Genomic DNA, 15,271 nt, shown 5'->3' with positions numbered 1-15,271 from the left:
ATGCTGCAGGCACGATGTCCGATGGAGAACCGATGAGCGCGCAACCGCACACGTATGCCGTGGGTGACCCCGAAACAGCACTCAAGTATGCGATCCAGCACATCAAGGGTGACCGGGTGCAGATCGTCGAGGGCGTCATTGAACAAGTGGTGCCGTCTTGGGATCACGAGAATATCGGGGACCGAGTCCGTCGGCAGCTTGTTCCGGCGTTGGACAGGCTGGGCTGCATCGCTGGCTCCGGCGATCTGGACCTGCCGGGGACGAGCAACTGGTACGTGCCGGATTTGGCCGTCGTACCGAAGGAACTCACCAAGGGTGCGGGCGCCTTGGTGCCCGACCAGACGCTACTGATCGTCGAGGTCACCTCGGAAAGTAACGGGGACACGGACCGCATCGTCAAGCGGAAGCGCTACGCGGAATACGGTGCACCGCTCTACCTGCTCGTTGACCGTCAGGAGCGGACCTGCACCCTTTGTTCCGTTCCCGGTCGGCTCGGTTACACCGAGATCAAGGGTCCCCTGCCGTTCGGGACGCCCGTAGCCCTGCCCGAACCCTTCGGCCTGGAGCTCGACACTTCGGAGTTCTGACCGACGGCCAGGGCGTGCGGCTGCGCTGGTCGCAGTGCTCGACGAGCGACTGCGAACCAGCACCGTCCGGAGGGGTTCTAGGCGGCCGCGCCGCCCGCGTAGTCGCTGTTGAACGTCGTCTCGACCGTCGTGGCCACCGACTGGGCCACCCCGGTGCCCGTGAGGATGATGCCCAACTCGCGGTTGTTGGAGAGGGAGTTGCTGCTGATGTTCATGGAGCCCGCCTCCACCTCCTGGGTGGACAGGCCGTAGTCGGCGACCATGGCCTTGGCGTGGATGTAGAAGCCGTTGGGGTCGGAGTAGCCGACGACGGTGCCGCCCGCCGCCTCGATCTCGGACACCTCGCTGGAGTAGCTGGACGGGCTCTCCAGCACCACCCGCACGTTCACACCTGCCTTCGCTCTCGCCGCGATGGCGTCGACCACCGTGCTGTCGCTGAACTCCAGTTCCTCGACGTCGAGCGTCTTGGTGGCGGCGTTGACCACGGACAGCAGGCGGCTGCGGGAGTCGGTGGGCGACCAGAGCAGGTGGTCGCCGTCGGTCGGGGTGATCGAGGTGCCGGCGTAGTCGGCGTTGAAGACCTTCTCGATCGCGGCGACGTCACGGGTGTCGTCGGTGAAGACGCCGTAGTCGCGGCCGGTCGCGTAGTACTGCGAGGTGAGATTGCCCGTGAGGACCAGGGACTTGGTGGCGTCCACCGTGATCGTCTTCTGGTGGGTGTAGACGAAGCGGGACGACGACCACACCACCCCCACGCCCGCGTTCGTCAGGGCGGTGTACGCCGAGTTGTTGGCGGTCTTGTGCTGGCGGTCGAGGATCACCCGCACGGTGACGCCCTTGTTCTCCAGCGCTATGAGGTCGTTGACGGCCGTGGTGTCCTCCAGTTCGTACATGGTCATGTCGAGGGAGGTGGTGGCCGAGTCGATGAAGTCGTAGATGTTCGGCTGGCTGCCGCTCTGGGAGAAGGCGAACGCGGTGTAGCTCGCCGCGTTCGCGGGGACGGCGGTGGTGACGACGGCGGCGCCGGCCGCCAGGGCGACACCCGCGCGCCCGATGACCTTCCACAGCATGCGTGACTCCTGGTCGAGTTGATGCCCACGTGTGGGGGGTGGGTGAGCGTGGGCATGACACCACGCGCGTAGAACGCCCAGGAAGAGAAGGTCGGTGAACACGGGATTACCAGCCCGGAGCACGTGCGGACAAAGGCGACTTCAGGCAGGTGGGAGGCGGTTCATGCGGTCCCCGCGAGTTCGCAAAATCTTCGTAGGGTGCCCCGCAGCGGAATGCGGCGCGCATGGCGTCGCCGGCAGGAGATCCTGCAGAACGCCGTGCGAGCCGCACCCGGCGACTCAGCCCTTGACGGCCGAGCTCGCCACGCCCTGCACGAACCAGCGCTGGAAGAACGCGAAGACGATCAGGACGGGCAGGACGAGGAGGACGCCGAAGGCGAGGACCTGGCCCCAGTCGACGGGCATCTGGCCCTGGAAGACGCTCATCTCCAGCGGCAGCGGGCGCACCGACGGGTCGGAGATCATCAGGACCGGCCACAGGAAGGCTCCCCACTGGGTGAGGAAGGTCAGGATCGCGACCGAGGCGAACACCGGCTTCGACATGGGGACGATGATCGCGAAGAAGGTGCGCCAGGGGCCGGCGCCGTCGATACGGGCGGCCTCCTCGATGCTCGGCGGGATCGCGCGGAAGAACGTGGCGAACTGGTAGATCGAGAAGGCGTTGGCGATGAAGGGGACGGCCTGGATGTAGAGGGTGTTGCGCTGCTCGTTGAACATGTAGAACAGCGGGACGGCGACCGCTTCGAACGGCACCAGCATCAGCAGCAGCACAAGGGTGAAGACGGCGCGCTGGCCGCGCCAGCGCAGTCGGGTGAGGCCGTACGCGGCCATGGAGTTGACGATCAGGTTGCCGAGCACCACGACCGTGGCAACCAGCAGGGAGACGCCCATGAAGCGCCAGAAGTAGCCGGTGGCGTCCGAGTCGAAGCTGTTGAGGACGGCGCGGTAGTTGTCGAAGGACAGGTGGGTGGGCAGGAAGCCGGTCAGGCCGCTGAGCACCTGGTCGGACGGCTTGAAGCTGCCGAGGACCAGGTAGAGGACCGGCAGGACGAAGACGAACGCCAGGACGCTGAGGACGGCGTAGTCGAAGAAGCGGCGCAGGGGTGTGCTGGTCATGATTCAGTCCTCGTTGCCGGGGCGGACGACGCGGCGCTGGACGAGGGTCAGGACGACGACGATCAGGAAGAAGACGACGGTGATCGCGGACGCCTGGCCGATGTTGTTCTGGTCGAAGGCGGTGGTGACGGCCTGGTACATCACGGTGCGGGTGGCGTCCTCGTCGAGTCCGCCGCCATGAATGAGGACGTAGACCTGGTCGAAGACGCGGAAGGAGAGCACCGAGGTGAGCATGGCGACGAAGACGAGGGTGCCGCGGATGCCGGGCAGGGTGACGTTCCGGAACTGCTGCCAGCGCGAGGCGCGGTCGAGCTGGGCGGCCTCGTAGAGCTCGCCCGGGATCTGCTGGAGGCCGGCGAGCAGGATGACCATCTGGAAGCCGACGCCCTGCCACACGGACAGCACGATGATCGAGGCCATCGCGGTGAACCCGTCGCCGAGCCAGTCGAAGGCGCCCCAGTTGCCGAAACTCACCGCGTGCAGCGCCGAGTTGAGCAGGCCGTCGCCGCTGCGGGCGAGGATGAGCCGCCAGATGACCGCGACGAGGGCCATGGGGAAGACGACCGGCAGGAAGAACAGAGACCGGAAGACGCCGATCGCCTTCAGCTTGCGGTTGAGCAGGATCGCCAAGGCCAGCGCGAGGCCCGTCTGCAGGGGTACGACGACCACGGCGAAGGTCAGGTTGTTCAGCAGGGCCCGCAGGAACGGGCCGGACATGTCCGGGTCGGTGAAGATCCGCCGGTACTGCTCGATGCCGAAGAAGCGCGGCGGGAGCGGGGAACCGAGCCGGACGTTGTAGAAGGACAGGACGACGGCGTACACGAACGGCACGGCGACGAAGGCGATCAGCCCGCCGAGCGCGGGTGCGGACATCAGCAGTCCGTGCAGCCGGTCGCGGTTCGCGCGACCAGGCCGTACGGGCTTGACGGACGGCGGTGGTGGGCTCGGCTTCTGCCGGCCGGGTGCGGCGGGTGCGGGGTTCACGGTGGTCACGATGGGTGTCCTCTTCCGGGCCGGGAGGGACGGGCGCTGTCGGAGTGGGTCCGTCCCTCCCGGCTGCTGGATGCCGCTACTGCAGCTTGTAGCCGTCGTTGTCCGAGAAGTCCTGGTCGATGGCGCGGGCGGCCTTGTCCAGGGCGGACTTCGGGTCGGCGCCGCCGTAGACGTCACTCAGCGCCTGGCTGAACTTGGCGGTGACCGTGGGGTATCCGGCGGTGACCGGGCGGGTCACGGCGACGCAGGACTTGTCGGTGCTCGTGTCACCGCAGGCCTTGGCGAGCTGGTCGGCGAAGAGCCGCAGCGGGCCGCCCTGCTTGTACAGGCTGCTCTTGGCGAGCGCGGTCTTCGTGCCGGGAGGGGCACCGTTGGCCGTGGTCATCGCGGTGACGTTGGTGTCGTTCAGCAGGGAGTCGAGGAAGGCGCCGGCGGCCTTGCCGTTCTTGGTGTCGGCGCCGATGCCCCACGCCCACGAACCCTGCCCGGTCTTGGGGCCGTTGCCGAAGTCGGGCAGCGGCAGCACGACCAGGTCCTTGCCGAGGGCCTTGCCGTAGGCGGGGTACATCCAGTGGCCGACCCAGCTGAGGGCGACACGGCCCTTGGTGAAGGCGTTGCCGTCGGTGTTGGGGTCGACGTACTTCTTCCAGGACTGGAAGGTCTTCAGCGCCGAGACCACGGCCGGGGTGTCCAGGGCGCCTGCGGCCTTGCCGTTCTTCAGCAGGGAGCCGCCCGCCGACCAGACGACGGGGGCGAAGCCGTAGGTGCCCCACTCGTTGGCGAAGCCGTTGCTCTCCTGGAGGTCCAGGCTCTTGCCGTCGGAGTCCTTGGCGGCCAGCTTCTTCACGGCGGCGGTGAACTCGGCCGCGGTCCAGTCGTCCGACAGACCGGTGGGGTACTTGACGCCGGCCGCGTCCAGCAGCTTCTTGTTGCCGTAGATGCCGAGCCCGGAGTCGTACATGCCGAGCCCGTACTGCTTGCCCTCGAACCGGCCCTCCGCCTTGATCGCCGGAGTGGCGTTGGCCAGGGTCCTGGCGGAGACGTAGCTGTCGATCGCGGTGAGCTTCTTGTTGTAGACGAAGTTGGCCATCGTCGGACCGTCGAACTCCATCACGTCCGGCAGCTTGGACGCCTCGGTGGCGGTGATGGTCTTGGTGTAGTCGTTGTCGGGGATCAGCGTCAGCTTGACCTTGACCTTCTTCTGCGAGGAGTTGAAGGTCTTCACCGCGCTCTGCAGGGCGGCCGCCTCACTCGCCTGACCCTGGTGGGCCCAGACGGTGATGGTGCCTGTGCCGCTGCCCTGCTCGGCGGAGGTGCCGGTGCCGCTGCCCCCGCCGCAGGCGGCGAGCGCGGCCAGGGGAAGGGCGAGGGCCAGGGCCGTAGAGGCCGTCCGGCGGGCTCTTGTGGTACCGGCGTTCATCGTGGGTGCCTCCGGTGTGTGGTGCGGGCGAGGGTGGGTGGTGCTCAGGTGCATGGGGGGATTCGGGATCGGCACGCGCCGGTACGGCGACATGGGCGACGACTCCGTCATGTGGGCTGCCCCTGCGGCAGTTCGGGACCGGCGCTCGGCTCCTTGACCACCAGGGGCAGCAGCTCCCAGGCGTCGACCGCGTGGCTCAGACGCGCCCCCGGCGCGGTGTGGGCCTCAAGGCGCCAGGGGCCGTCCCCGGTCGGGTAGAAGCGCAGGGTGAGCACCTGGCCGGTGGTGGTCAGGAAGACTTCGGCGAGGGAGTGGTCGACGACCAGGCGCAGTTCGACCGGCTGCCCGGTGGGGCAGGGCATTCGGTACGAACCGCCGTGGGCGCGGGGGTCCAGCGAGGCGTGGTCGCGGTCGACGACCAGCTCGCCCGTGTCGGCGTCGAGGCGGAAGTCGAGGTACTCGTCGGGTCCGGTGAGCAGCCGCAGGCTCGCCGTGCCGGTCGTCTCCAGACGGGCCGTCAGGTCGAAGGCCCGGCCCACACCGCCCAGTTCGACGGGTTGCGGGCCGTGCGCCACGCCTTCCGCGTGAAACGCCGACTCGCCACGCAGGGCGAGGAGTTCGGAAGCCGGCTGCTGGTGCAGTGTGCCGTCGGCGGCGACCGAGACCTCACGCGGAAGAGTCAGTACGCCGGACCATCCGTCCGCGACCGCCCAGTCTCCCTCGCGGGCCTCCGGGGACCAGCCCCACAGCAGCCATCGGTCACCCGGTGCGCGCAGCAGGGCGGGGGCGTAGCACTCCGGGCCGTGGTCTACGAAGACGGGCGCGCCGGCCTCGAAGGCGTTGCCGTGTTCCTCGCCGACCAGGGCCGCGACGCAGCGTGCGCCGTCGTGGTGGTTCCAGGCGCTGAGGATCAGGGCACCGGGCCGTCCGGAGCGCGGCGGCAGGTACTGGGGGCACTCCCAGCCCTCGCCGGTGTGCAGGTCGGTGCCGGCCACCGGTTCCTGGGCGCGGGCGTCGAAGGGGCCGAGGCAGGTCCAGGTCTCCAGGTCGGGCGACTCGTACAGCAGGGCCGCGCCGCGGCCGTCCGCGAGGGCGGCGCCGACCAGCATCCGCCAACGCTCGCCGTCCCGCCACACATAGGGGTCGCGGTACATGGTGCAGTCCTCGGGCCAGGCGGGGACGGCCAGTTGGCCCCGGCCGAAGGTCCGGCCGCCGTCGTGGGAGACGGCGGTGGCGACCGGCTGGTGCTGGGGCGAGCGGTCCCAGCGGTTCGCGGAGTAGAAGGCGACCAGCCGGTCGCCGTCGGAGACGGCGTTGCCGGAGAAGCAGCCGTCGGCGTCCACACCACCCGGGGTGGGGGACAGGGCGATCGGCAGTTGTTCCCAGCTCAGCAGGTCGGGGCTGCGGAAGTGCCCCCAATGCATGTTCGCGTGCGTCGCGCCGGAGGGGTTGTACTGGTGGAAGACGTGGTAATGGCCGTCATGGAAGACCAGTCCGTTGGGGTCGTTGATCCAGTTCCGGGGCGGGCGCAGATGCGCGACGGGCCGGTACGGATCGCGGGGCGCGGTGGACACACGCGTGCCTTTCGGTATGTGCAGCGGAGCATGCGAGGACGGACGGTCACCGGACACGGCCGGCCACGATCGCCTCGTGGGACTTGATGAAGGCGCCTTGCACCCTGCACTCGCTGCCGGCCCTCGGGCATGGCGAGGGAAGCCGGGTCCGGAGTGCGGCCGACGGCGAGGGGGTGCGGGAAGGCTGTCTGAGGCGCCGACGGCTCGTCGGCGGGGAATGCGCGGCTCAGTACTCCGAGGCGCTGTCGGACGTCAGACGGGAATGCCGCCTCGACCGCTCACTGAAAAACCGCTCATTGAAAAGCTCGGGGGACATATGTGTACCCTCACTGTGTTCCACGTACTGGCAGGACCGACGACCGGTTGCGACGGTCGCCTGTCACGGTGCGATTGCTTCGCCGTCCCGGGGTCAGAGTCGGGGCGGCGAAGTGACCGATGCCCGCGCCACCAGCGGGCAAGGCAGCAATTCCTTGGTGTCCGGGCCCGGTGGCCGGCCCGGCGTCTTGGTGAGTGCGAGCAACTGGGCGACGGCCCGTGCCCCCATCTCGTAGTGCGGAAGCTGAACCGTGCTCAGCTGCGGGTGCACCGACTCGCAGACCAGCTCCTGGTTGTCGAACCCGATGACCGACAGATCGCCGGGGATGGACAGTCCCAGCTCGGCGGCGGCCCGATAGGCACCGGCGGCCATCCGGTCGTTGAAGCAGAACAACGCCGTGGGGCGCCGCTCGGCCGTCAGCAGCCGGCGCGCGGCCCGGTAGCCCGTGTCCACGTCACCGCCTACCGTGTTGAACGGCACCGCCGTCTCCGCGGCGACCAGCGACGGGTCGTAGACGACACCGGCCTCGGCCAGCGCCTTGCGGTAGCCCTCCAACCGGCCCTGCCGTGCGGGCAGATCGACGGTCTGCACGGTCACGCCGATCCGGCGGTGGCCGTGGTCGAGCAGCTCGCGCACCGCCGCGTAACCGCCCTGGACCTCGTCGGGCACCACGGACGGGACGGCGGGGTCGGCCGAGCCCGCGTCGAGCAGCACGGTGGGCGTCGAGCGAAGGGCCTCCGGCAGTTCCACGATGCGGTGGTACATGGCCGCATACACGATGCCGTCCACCTGCCGCTGCAGCAGCATCTCGATGCTGGTGCGCTCCAGTTCGGGATCGCCGCTGGTGTTGACCAGCAGCAGGACCAGGCCCTCGGCCGCGGCGGCCTCCTGGGCACCCAGGATCATGCGGCCCGCGTGCGGGGTGGTGGCGATCTGGTCGCTGACGAAGCCGATGGTCTGCGAGCGCTGCGTCCGCAGCCCGCGGGCCAGTCCGTTCGGCGCGTACCCGAGCTCGTCGGCGGCCTTCCAGACGCGCCGGCGCGTCTCCTCGCTGATCCGCTTGCCCTCGACCCGGTTCAGGACGTGTGACACGGTCGCGGTCGACACACCTGCCGCCGCAGCCACGTCCTTGATCCCGATCCGGCGCGCCATTGCCCCTGCCCAAAGTGGTGGATACCGGGTTGCCTAATCGTTTAGCCAACCGTGTGGACATGAGAGTGCCCCCACCCGGAAGCCACTGTCAATGGCTCGTTACGAACTCGTGGCCGCGACATGTCCCGGAGGGAGGGCGGCAGGAAGAGCGGCGGCGGAAGTGGCCGGGCCGACCGGGCGCTGGGGAGTCCCAGGCGGGCGGCTGCGGCTCGCGCCAGAGGCGCAGGCGGTCGGGCCGGCCGTGGGCGGGCTCGCGTTCGGGGCGTATGTGCTGGTCGTCAGCGCGCGTCCAGAGCGGAGGCAGCGGCAACACCTTCAGGATCGACAACTCCCCAGGAGTCTCGTCCGCCGAGCTGGACGCAGCCGTCGGTGAACTGCGTGCCTTCGTCGCCCAGTTGACCCGGGAGGGGGTCGTGGCGGCGGACGGCAGCGTCACCGACGCCGGGACGGTCGTCACGGCGGTGCGTTCCCGGCCCGAGCGTCTGCGGAAGCTCGCCCGTGCGATCGCGGGCGGCGCCTCGGACGCGGTGCCGGCAGCCGTGCAGGGCGGGGTGGCGACACTGGTCACGGCGCTCGTCGGGGGGACATGAGCGGACCGGCGTCAGGTCGCGAGCAGCCCGCGGCCGTACCAGTCCTTGGTGTCGCGGACACCGGGCAGGGCGTAGAAGTAGCCGCCGCCGGTGGGGGAGATGTAGTCGACGAGGGGTTCGTCGATCAAGCGGGTCTGGGTGGCTTCGAACTGGCGCTTGACGTCCTGCTGGTAGCAGCAGAAGACCAGGCCCATGTCGAGGTTGCCGACGCTGTCGATGCCGCGGTCGTAGTTGTAACCGCGGCGCAGGATACGGGAGTTGTCGGTCCTGGAGGTGCGCGGGTTGGCCCGGCGGATGTGGGCGTCCAGTGGGATCGCGGTGCCGTGCGGGTCCTTGGCGTAGTTGGGGATGTCGGTCTCCGTGGCGCCGTCGAGCGGGGCGCCGGTGTCCTTGCGGCGGCCGAACATCAGCTCCTGTTCGCTGAGCGAGACCCGGTCCCAGAACTCCACCAGCATGCGGATGATGCGGATCACCTGGTAGCTGCCGCCGGTCGCCCAGGCGGGTTCGCCCTGACCGTCGCCCACCCAGATCAGACGGTCGGTCTCCCGCCTGGAGGTGACGTCCGGGTTGGCTATGCCGTCCTTGAAGCCGAGCAGATTGCGCTGCGCGCCGCTGGGACGGGGCGTGTTCTGGAAGCCGTCGATGCGCCATTTGATCTGCATGCCGCCGCGCGTGTGCTTGGCGATGTCACGCAGGGCGTGCAGCACGGTGTCCTGACGGTCGGCGCAGATCTGCAGGGACAGGTCGCCGTGGCACTCGGCGGGGTTCAGATTGTCGTTGGGGAAGGTCCGCATCGCGGTCAGACGGCGGGGCCTGGCCTTGGCAAGACCGTAGCGGTCGTCGAAGAGGGAGGCGCCGACGCCCACGGTGACGGTGAGGCCGTCGGCGGGGACGGTCGGGCCGAGGATGCCGTTGTCGGAGGGCGGCGCGCCCACGCCCAGGTCGGCCGGGGTGCCGCCGGAGGTGAGGAAGCGGGCGCGGTCGGTGACGGTCCGCAGCAGGTCGGCCAGTTCCTTGCGGTCCTCGGCGATGACCTCGAGGGACACGAAGGTGGCGGCCGCGGGGGCGGGAGTGAGGATGCCGGCCTGGTGGGGGCCGTGGAAGGGGACCTCGGGGCCGTTCTCCGTCTGTGTGGCCGCCTGTGCGCTGCCGCTGCTCTCTGCGAGCGTGAGGCCGCCGCCGGCCAGGACCGCTCCGGCGGCCCCGGCGCCGAGGGCGGTCTTCACGAAGGAACGGCGGCCGGCACCGGCGGGGCAGCCGCCCTGAGGGGCGGGAGATTCGGCGGACGGCATGGGGGCGTTCCCTTCGCTGCGTACAGGGTCGTGACGGGGATTGCGGTGCGGGGCGGTCATCAGGCGGACTTCCGGATCTCCAGCAGGTCGGGAACCGGGGCGAGGCCCTCCAGGAGTTGGCCGGTGGCTCCGTTCAGGCGGGCCCGGGCGCTCGCGTCGAGCCGGTCCACGGGTGTCCAGGAGCTGCCGTGGTGAGCCGCGTCGAGGAGCTCCTGCAGACGGGTGATGTCCGCGTCGACGGTCGGCAGCAGATGCGGGGAGCGGCTGGTGAGCAGGGGCCTGAGTACGGTGAGCAGTTCGCGGGTGCCGGCCAGGTTGGCGTCGGCGGTGGCGAGGTTGGTGCCGCTGCCCTCGTCGGTGTCCCCGGTCAGCTCGAACTGCAAGGTGTTCTCGAGGATCTCGTGGGCGCGCAGCGGCAGGTCCGAGGGGTCGAAGTCCTGGTGCGGGAAAGCACTGCGCAGCCCGACGGTGTCGGCGGCCAGCTGTTGGGCCGGACCGGTGAGCGAGGCCGCCGACTCGCCGTGCCACAGGCCGTACTCAAGGCGGTGGAAGCCGGTGAAACCCGTGTCGTGCACGCCGTCCGGCAGTCCGTCGGCCCTGCCGTTGATCTTCTGGTCGAAGTCCTCGAAGGTGCCGTAGGCGGCGCCGAGTGAGGCATAAGTACGGTGCGCGACGAGCCAGTCGGCGCGGGCCCGACCGAGGTGGTTGCCCTGGATGTCGGCGGCGAGAGCGTGTGTCTGCCCGCCGAGGGCTGCCAAGCCCTGGTCGACGTACGCCTTGTACTGGGAGAGCGGGCCTGCGAGATCCTTCTCCGAGACGGGCACGACCGCCTGCGCAGCGCCCCCGCCGGTGACACGGACCGCCCTGGAGGTCACCGCCGTACCGCTGCTCGGCACGCACCGCCACGCGTACGTGCCGCCCGCGACGGTGGCGACCAGCGCGCGGGTGGTGCCGGGCGCCAGGCCCTCGACCTCTCCGTAGACGGCGTTGGTGGCCGGATCGACGAGATACACCTCGGACGTCTTGTCACCGGTGTTGTGCATCTGGAAGGTCCGCCGGCCGGGCTCGGGCGCGCTGAAGCCCTTGCCGCAGTCCTTCTCCGACACGGCGATGGTCTGCCCGGTGGCCGACTTGGGACGGCCGAGGGCCACGGCGAGACCCGCGATGACAGCGGGCACGGTGACCACGGCCACGGGGACCACCCAGGCGGGACGGCGCCGTGCGGGCCGGGCGGCCTCCTCTTCCCGGTCGGAGGTCGGCTTGGCGGGAGCGGGCTGCTTCGGTGCCGTGGCCCGGACACCGCGCACGAACAGCGTCATCACTACGGCGAGGTAGCCGCCGTAGCCGATGACCTGCAGCCAGGTCATGGCCGGCGTCAGATTGAACACGCCCTGGAGCAGGGTGCCGTACCAGGAACCGGCGTCGATGCTGCCGCTCAGGTCGAACGCGTACGCCGTGCTCCCGGGCAGCACACCGCCCTCCTGCAGGTCGCGCAGGCCGTAGCCGAGGACACCGGAGGCGATGACGATCAGGACGACGCCGGTCGCGGTGAAGAACCTCGTCAGGTTGATCTTCAGCACCCGCCGGTACAGGCCCCAGCACAGGACGGCCGACAGCAGCAGGCCGACGGCGGCGCCCGTCAGCGGGCCCGCGGACTCGCCGGCCGCCTGGGCGGTGGTCCACAGGAACAGCGCGGTCTCCAGGCCCTCACGGCCCACGGCGAGGAAGGAGGTGACCACCAGGACACCCGCGCCCATGCCGAGCGCGCTGGTGACCTTCTCCTTGATCTCGCCGGAGAGGCTGCGGGCCGAGCGGCGCATCCAGAAGACCATCGCGGTGACGAACGCGACCGCGATCAGGCTGAGCGTGCCGCCGAAGGCCTCCTGGGCGGTCGCGGACAGGGACGCGGCGGTGAAGGTGAGGACGGCCCCGAAGCTCATGGCGAGCGCGATCGCCGCGAGGACGCCCGTCCACACCTGCGGCAAACGGGAGCGGGCGTCGGCCCGCACCAGGGTCGCGACGAGGATGGAGACGATGAGCCCGGCTTCGAGTCCTTCCCGCAGCCCGATCAAGAAGCTCGGAAACGCGTCATCCCACATGCGGTCCTCTTAGCGTAGGCATGCCTAACCAAACGCCGACCATCATGACTGCGGGGATGTAATCAGTCAGCCGCGAAAGGGTAATTGCGAGGCCAAAATCCTGATCTGCCGCACAGCCGCACTGCCGCTGGCAACAACGAGGTCAGCGGGATGCCGTCAGGTGGATACCGGGGACGTCCAGTTCGTCGGCGCTGAGGAACTGGTTGTACGCGGTGACGTTCGTGAAGAAGATCGGGATGGGAAGGGTGAGCCCCGGTGGCAGCGGGGGCGGCATGCTCGGCGTGAACGTGACGGGGAGCAGGCCGAGGAGGTTCCCGCTGAGGACCTTCGTCAGCAGGACCACGGGCCGCCCGGTGGCCACCGTCGTGCTGGAGGGCGCGTCCGTCTCCAGCGTGCCCTGGCAGGGATACCAGGGGCCGGGGGCGGACGGGTCCACGCGGCCGATGCCGGGGATGCCCATGTCGAGCAGGGGCAGCCGGAGGCCGGGCAGGCCGTGGAAGGGCGGAGCGGGAGGCGGGGGCTGGTGGCGGCCGCATCCGGGGGCGAGCAGCGGGGCCGTCTGGCGCAGGCTCGCAATGTCGACCCGGTACGCGGTGAAGACAAGGACTTCCTGCGGGCCGTACGCCGTCGGCACCTCGGTGATGCCGTGATAGGTCAGGCCGGTGAGCACCAGCAGCGGGGTGACGACCCGGAAGGGCTGGGCGGCGGTGCGCACGCGGTACGCGGCGGCATCGACACCCAGCCTGAGGGAGATCAAGGGCTGCGGAAGGCACCAGCGCGAGCGCTCACCCCTGTCGGAGCCCGCGCCCAGACCGATGTGCAGCGGCAGCAGAGACAGCGGCCCTTCCATCCGCCCGTCGGCAGGCAGCGGCGGAATGTCCAGACGCAGCACGGACGGCGGGACCTTGCCGCTGGACCCGCTCGACTTCTTGTCCGACGCGCCCGGCCCGGCGGCGTGGTCGGGCCTACTGCGCTGCTGCCGGTCTGCGGGGCGGGTCGGCGCTGAGGTCTCACCGTCGTGCCGGGCAGCCGAGCCCTTGTCGTGTTCGCGAGCGTCGTCCGAACCGTGCAGGCCGAGCAGGTCGGAGACCGAGCCGAGAAGGCTCGCTCCCGATGAAGGAGCGGGAGCGGGAGCGGGCTTGACGGAGGCGGGTCCGCGTCCGGGCCTCTGTTTGGCGTGCGTCTTTGTACGCGGCTTCGGTACAAGAGGGACGAGGGGTGCGTGCGGGCCGCCGTCCCCTGCGGAGCCCGAGCCGGGGACACGGCCCCCGGGGCCGCGCGCGGGAGGAACCGCCCCGCCCAGCAGGCCGTCGAGCAGAGAGCAGACGGTCAGGCGCGGCGCAGTCCTGTCGTCGACGGTGCTCCCGAGCACGCTGGGCGGATCGGCACGGCTCGGCAGCACCCGCGGGAGGTGCGCCGGGGCCGGTTGCAGCCCGCCGGTCAGCAGCGCCCCGATCGGCAGCACACCGAGCGCCCGCATACGGCTGGTGCGCCAGGTCAGACCGTTCGGGCGCGGGGTGCCGCCGGCCTGTCCGCCGCCGACCGCATGTCCTCCGCCGCCTCCCCAGCCGTCCGGTTCACCGGAGCCACCGGCCCCACCGCCGCCCGAACCGCCGGAACCGCCCGAACCACCGGGGCCGCCCGGACCGCCGGGGCCGCCCGGACCGTCCGGATCCTCCGGGCTGTCCGGACCTCCGGAGCGGTCCGAGCCGTTCCCGCGCCGCCAGTCCGGCCAGATCGGCGGCCGGACCGGAGGCCTCGCGTACGGCACCCAGCTCACCGCCATCGCGCCGCCGGTGATGCCCAGCAGAAAACCGATCAGGAAGCCGCCGAAATTGGAGAGCACCAGCGAGGCGACCGCGAGCACCAGCGTCGCGATGCCCGCGAACACCCGGTGCGCGGGCGACAGCCACAGGCTGAGCGCGAGGACCACCAGGAAGATCCCCATGAGCGACCCCGCCACACCGGCGACGCCTTCATGCATCATGACCGGCAACGGCGCGAACGGGATGGAGAGGATCTCGACCCCGGCCAGCAGCGTCCACACCCCGGCCCAGAACGGACGGCTGCGCCGCCAGTCGCGGAAAGCGCTCCACCATCCGTGCCGCTCTCCGCCGGCCTCTCCCTTCCTCCTGCCTCCGAGATGCAGCCACGCACTACTCACTTCGATCCTCCGGAGTGCGGTGGTGTCCGTGGTCCGCATCGTCCTCGTCCGAGGAGTGGTGACCTGCATGATCCTCGTCCGAGGAGTGGTGACCTCCGTGATCGGAAGAGCCGTGACCGTCGTGATCCCCGCCGGAAGAGCCGTGACCGTCGTGATCCGCACCGGAAGAGTCGTCGTCCCCCTCGTCCGCATCAGCGTCGAAGCACGGGTTCGAGCCGACCTGGACGCTCAGGTGGAGCCCCGGCAACCGGAACGTCGCCGCACTCACCGAACGGGTCTGCTGCCGCAGGTTGTCGATGCGTACGGTGTCGGCCTGCTCGCCGAAGCCGCCGGGCTCGCCGTGCACGCCCGGCACACCCTGCACCGTTGCGGCGTCCTGACCGATGTTGATGTTGTGGAAGAGCGCGTCGCCCTTCAGGTCGTGGCTGTCGGCGACGAGCCGGTCCGCGTGCGCGGGAGTTCCGCCGCTGCCCGAGGTCAGCCGCAGGGTGACGGGCCCGAGGAGGGGCACGTCCTGTACGACGGACTGGCACAGGTCGTACAGGTCCGCGGACCGGATGCCGGAAAGGGCTTCCGGGTACGAGGCGTGAGCGCCGCGGTCCAGCACACCGAACTGAACGAACCCCTGCCCGTCGAGCGTGCTGGCCGAGATCTGGAAGCTTTCGCCGGAAACCGTGAACGAGTTGGGCGACACCCCGAAGGACGCGGCCAGGGCGCCGCGCGCCATCGCCGTGCACAGCCCTGCGGACGCCAGCAAAGTGGGCACCATGGCCACGGCCAGGCGCCTCCATCGGGTGTGGCCCGTGAGACGTGTGCTCACGGTGGTCTGGGTGGCACTGTCGGCGTTGCTCGTCATCCCTCTCCCCGTCAGACAATCCGGGCCGGCCCTTCAACGGGC

12 protein-coding genes are annotated in these 15,271 nt (G+C 70.1%); 2 read left to right on the top strand and 10 right to left on the bottom strand.

Annotation, left to right across the window (positions count from 1 at the left end):
* The first annotated feature begins 32 nt into the window (after positions 1-32).
* Positions 33-587: a Uma2 family endonuclease gene (locus ACFY1E_RS19820; protein ID WP_389077508.1), complete on the top strand. Its 555-nt coding sequence runs from the start codon at positions 33-35 to the stop codon at positions 585-587.
* A 77-nt stretch (positions 588-664) separates the two neighbouring features.
* Here ACFY1E_RS19820 and ACFY1E_RS19815 read toward each other — a convergent pair whose 3' ends face one another.
* The 6 genes from ACFY1E_RS19815 to ACFY1E_RS19790 all read right to left on the bottom strand — a co-directional run bounded on the left by ACFY1E_RS19815 (position 665) and on the right by ACFY1E_RS19790 (position 8,228).
* On the bottom strand, positions 665-1,657 hold the full coding sequence (locus ACFY1E_RS19815; RefSeq protein WP_389077507.1) for a phospholipase D-like domain-containing protein: 993 nt from the start codon (positions 1,655-1,657) through the stop codon (positions 665-667).
* 279 nt (positions 1,658-1,936) lie between these two features.
* Positions 1,937-2,773 carry a carbohydrate ABC transporter permease gene (locus ACFY1E_RS19810; RefSeq protein ID WP_389077505.1) on the bottom strand — a complete coding sequence of 279 codons (837 nt, stop codon included), beginning with the start codon at positions 2,771-2,773 and terminating at the stop codon, positions 1,937-1,939.
* A 3-nt stretch (positions 2,774-2,776) separates the two neighbouring features.
* Positions 2,777-3,766 (bottom strand): carbohydrate ABC transporter permease, encoded by a 990-nt coding sequence (locus ACFY1E_RS19805; RefSeq protein WP_389077503.1) that lies wholly within the window; start codon positions 3,764-3,766, stop codon positions 2,777-2,779.
* 76 nt (positions 3,767-3,842) lie between these two features.
* On the bottom strand, positions 3,843-5,240 hold the full coding sequence (locus ACFY1E_RS19800; protein WP_389077502.1) for an ABC transporter substrate-binding protein: 1,398 nt from the start codon (positions 5,238-5,240) through the stop codon (positions 3,843-3,845).
* A gap of 53 nt (positions 5,241-5,293) precedes the next feature.
* Positions 5,294-6,760 (bottom strand): glycoside hydrolase family 32 protein, encoded by a 1,467-nt coding sequence (locus ACFY1E_RS19795; protein WP_389077499.1) that lies wholly within the window; start codon positions 6,758-6,760, stop codon positions 5,294-5,296.
* Between the two features lie 409 nt (positions 6,761-7,169).
* Positions 7,170-8,228 (bottom strand): LacI family DNA-binding transcriptional regulator, encoded by a 1,059-nt coding sequence (locus ACFY1E_RS19790; protein ID WP_389077497.1) that lies wholly within the window; start codon positions 8,226-8,228, stop codon positions 7,170-7,172.
* 266 nt (positions 8,229-8,494) lie between these two features.
* On the opposite strand from ACFY1E_RS19790, the gene ACFY1E_RS19785 reads away from it, so the two are divergent.
* Positions 8,495-8,818, top strand: a complete 324-nt coding sequence (locus ACFY1E_RS19785; RefSeq protein WP_389077495.1) for a hypothetical protein — start codon at positions 8,495-8,497, stop codon at positions 8,816-8,818.
* 11 nt (positions 8,819-8,829) lie between these two features.
* On the opposite strand, the gene efeB is transcribed toward ACFY1E_RS19785, so the two are convergent.
* The 4 genes from efeB to ACFY1E_RS19765 all read right to left on the bottom strand — a co-directional run bounded on the left by efeB (position 8,830) and on the right by ACFY1E_RS19765 (position 15,229).
* Complete coding sequence (gene efeB, locus ACFY1E_RS19780; RefSeq protein WP_389077493.1) at positions 8,830-10,110, bottom strand: iron uptake transporter deferrochelatase/peroxidase subunit; 1,281 nt, start codon at positions 10,108-10,110, stop codon at positions 8,830-8,832.
* 59 nt (positions 10,111-10,169) lie between these two features.
* Positions 10,170-12,209, bottom strand: a complete 2,040-nt coding sequence (efeU, locus tag ACFY1E_RS19775; RefSeq protein WP_389077491.1) for an iron uptake transporter permease EfeU — start codon at positions 12,207-12,209, stop codon at positions 10,170-10,172.
* Positions 12,210-12,351: 142 nt separating this feature from the next.
* Positions 12,352-14,373: a DUF6114 domain-containing protein gene (locus ACFY1E_RS19770; protein WP_389077489.1), complete on the bottom strand. Its 2,022-nt coding sequence runs from the start codon at positions 14,371-14,373 to the stop codon at positions 12,352-12,354.
* Positions 14,366-15,229 (bottom strand): DUF6230 family protein, encoded by an 864-nt coding sequence (locus ACFY1E_RS19765; protein ID WP_389077486.1) that lies wholly within the window; start codon positions 15,227-15,229, stop codon positions 14,366-14,368. The genes ACFY1E_RS19770 and ACFY1E_RS19765 overlap by 8 nt, the downstream gene beginning before the upstream one ends.
* Positions 15,230-15,271 lie beyond the last annotated feature (42 nt).

Source organism: Streptomyces sp. NPDC001604, assembly GCF_042893475.1.
In the GTDB taxonomy this organism is placed as follows: domain Bacteria; phylum Actinomycetota; class Actinomycetes; order Streptomycetales; family Streptomycetaceae; genus Streptomyces.
This window is presented reverse-complemented; position numbering and strand designations above follow the sequence as displayed.

Bases quoted from the DNA above. Each gene is read 5' to 3' on its own strand.
- ACFY1E_RS19820 (WP_389077508.1), top strand. From the start codon at position 33: ATGAGCGCGCAACCGCACACGTATGCCGTGGGTGACCCCGAAACAGCA.
- ACFY1E_RS19815 (WP_389077507.1), bottom strand. From the start codon at position 1,657: ATGCTGTGGAAGGTCATCGGGCGCGCGGGTGTCGCCCTGGCGGCCGGC.
- ACFY1E_RS19810 (WP_389077505.1), bottom strand. From the start codon at position 2,773: ATGACCAGCACACCCCTGCGCCGCTTCTTCGACTACGCCGTCCTCAGC.
- ACFY1E_RS19800 (WP_389077502.1), bottom strand. From the start codon at position 5,240: ATGCACCTGAGCACCACCCACCCTCGCCCGCACCACACACCGGAGGCA.
- ACFY1E_RS19790 (WP_389077497.1), bottom strand. From the start codon at position 8,228: ATGGCGCGCCGGATCGGGATCAAGGACGTGGCTGCGGCGGCAGGTGTG.
- ACFY1E_RS19785 (WP_389077495.1), top strand. From the start codon at position 8,495: ATGTGCTGGTCGTCAGCGCGCGTCCAGAGCGGAGGCAGCGGCAACACC.
- efeB (WP_389077493.1), bottom strand. From the start codon at position 10,110: ATGCCGTCCGCCGAATCTCCCGCCCCTCAGGGCGGCTGCCCCGCCGGT.
- efeU (WP_389077491.1), bottom strand. From the start codon at position 12,209: ATGTGGGATGACGCGTTTCCGAGCTTCTTGATCGGGCTGCGGGAAGGA.
- ACFY1E_RS19765 (WP_389077486.1), bottom strand. From the start codon at position 15,229: ATGACGAGCAACGCCGACAGTGCCACCCAGACCACCGTGAGCACACGT.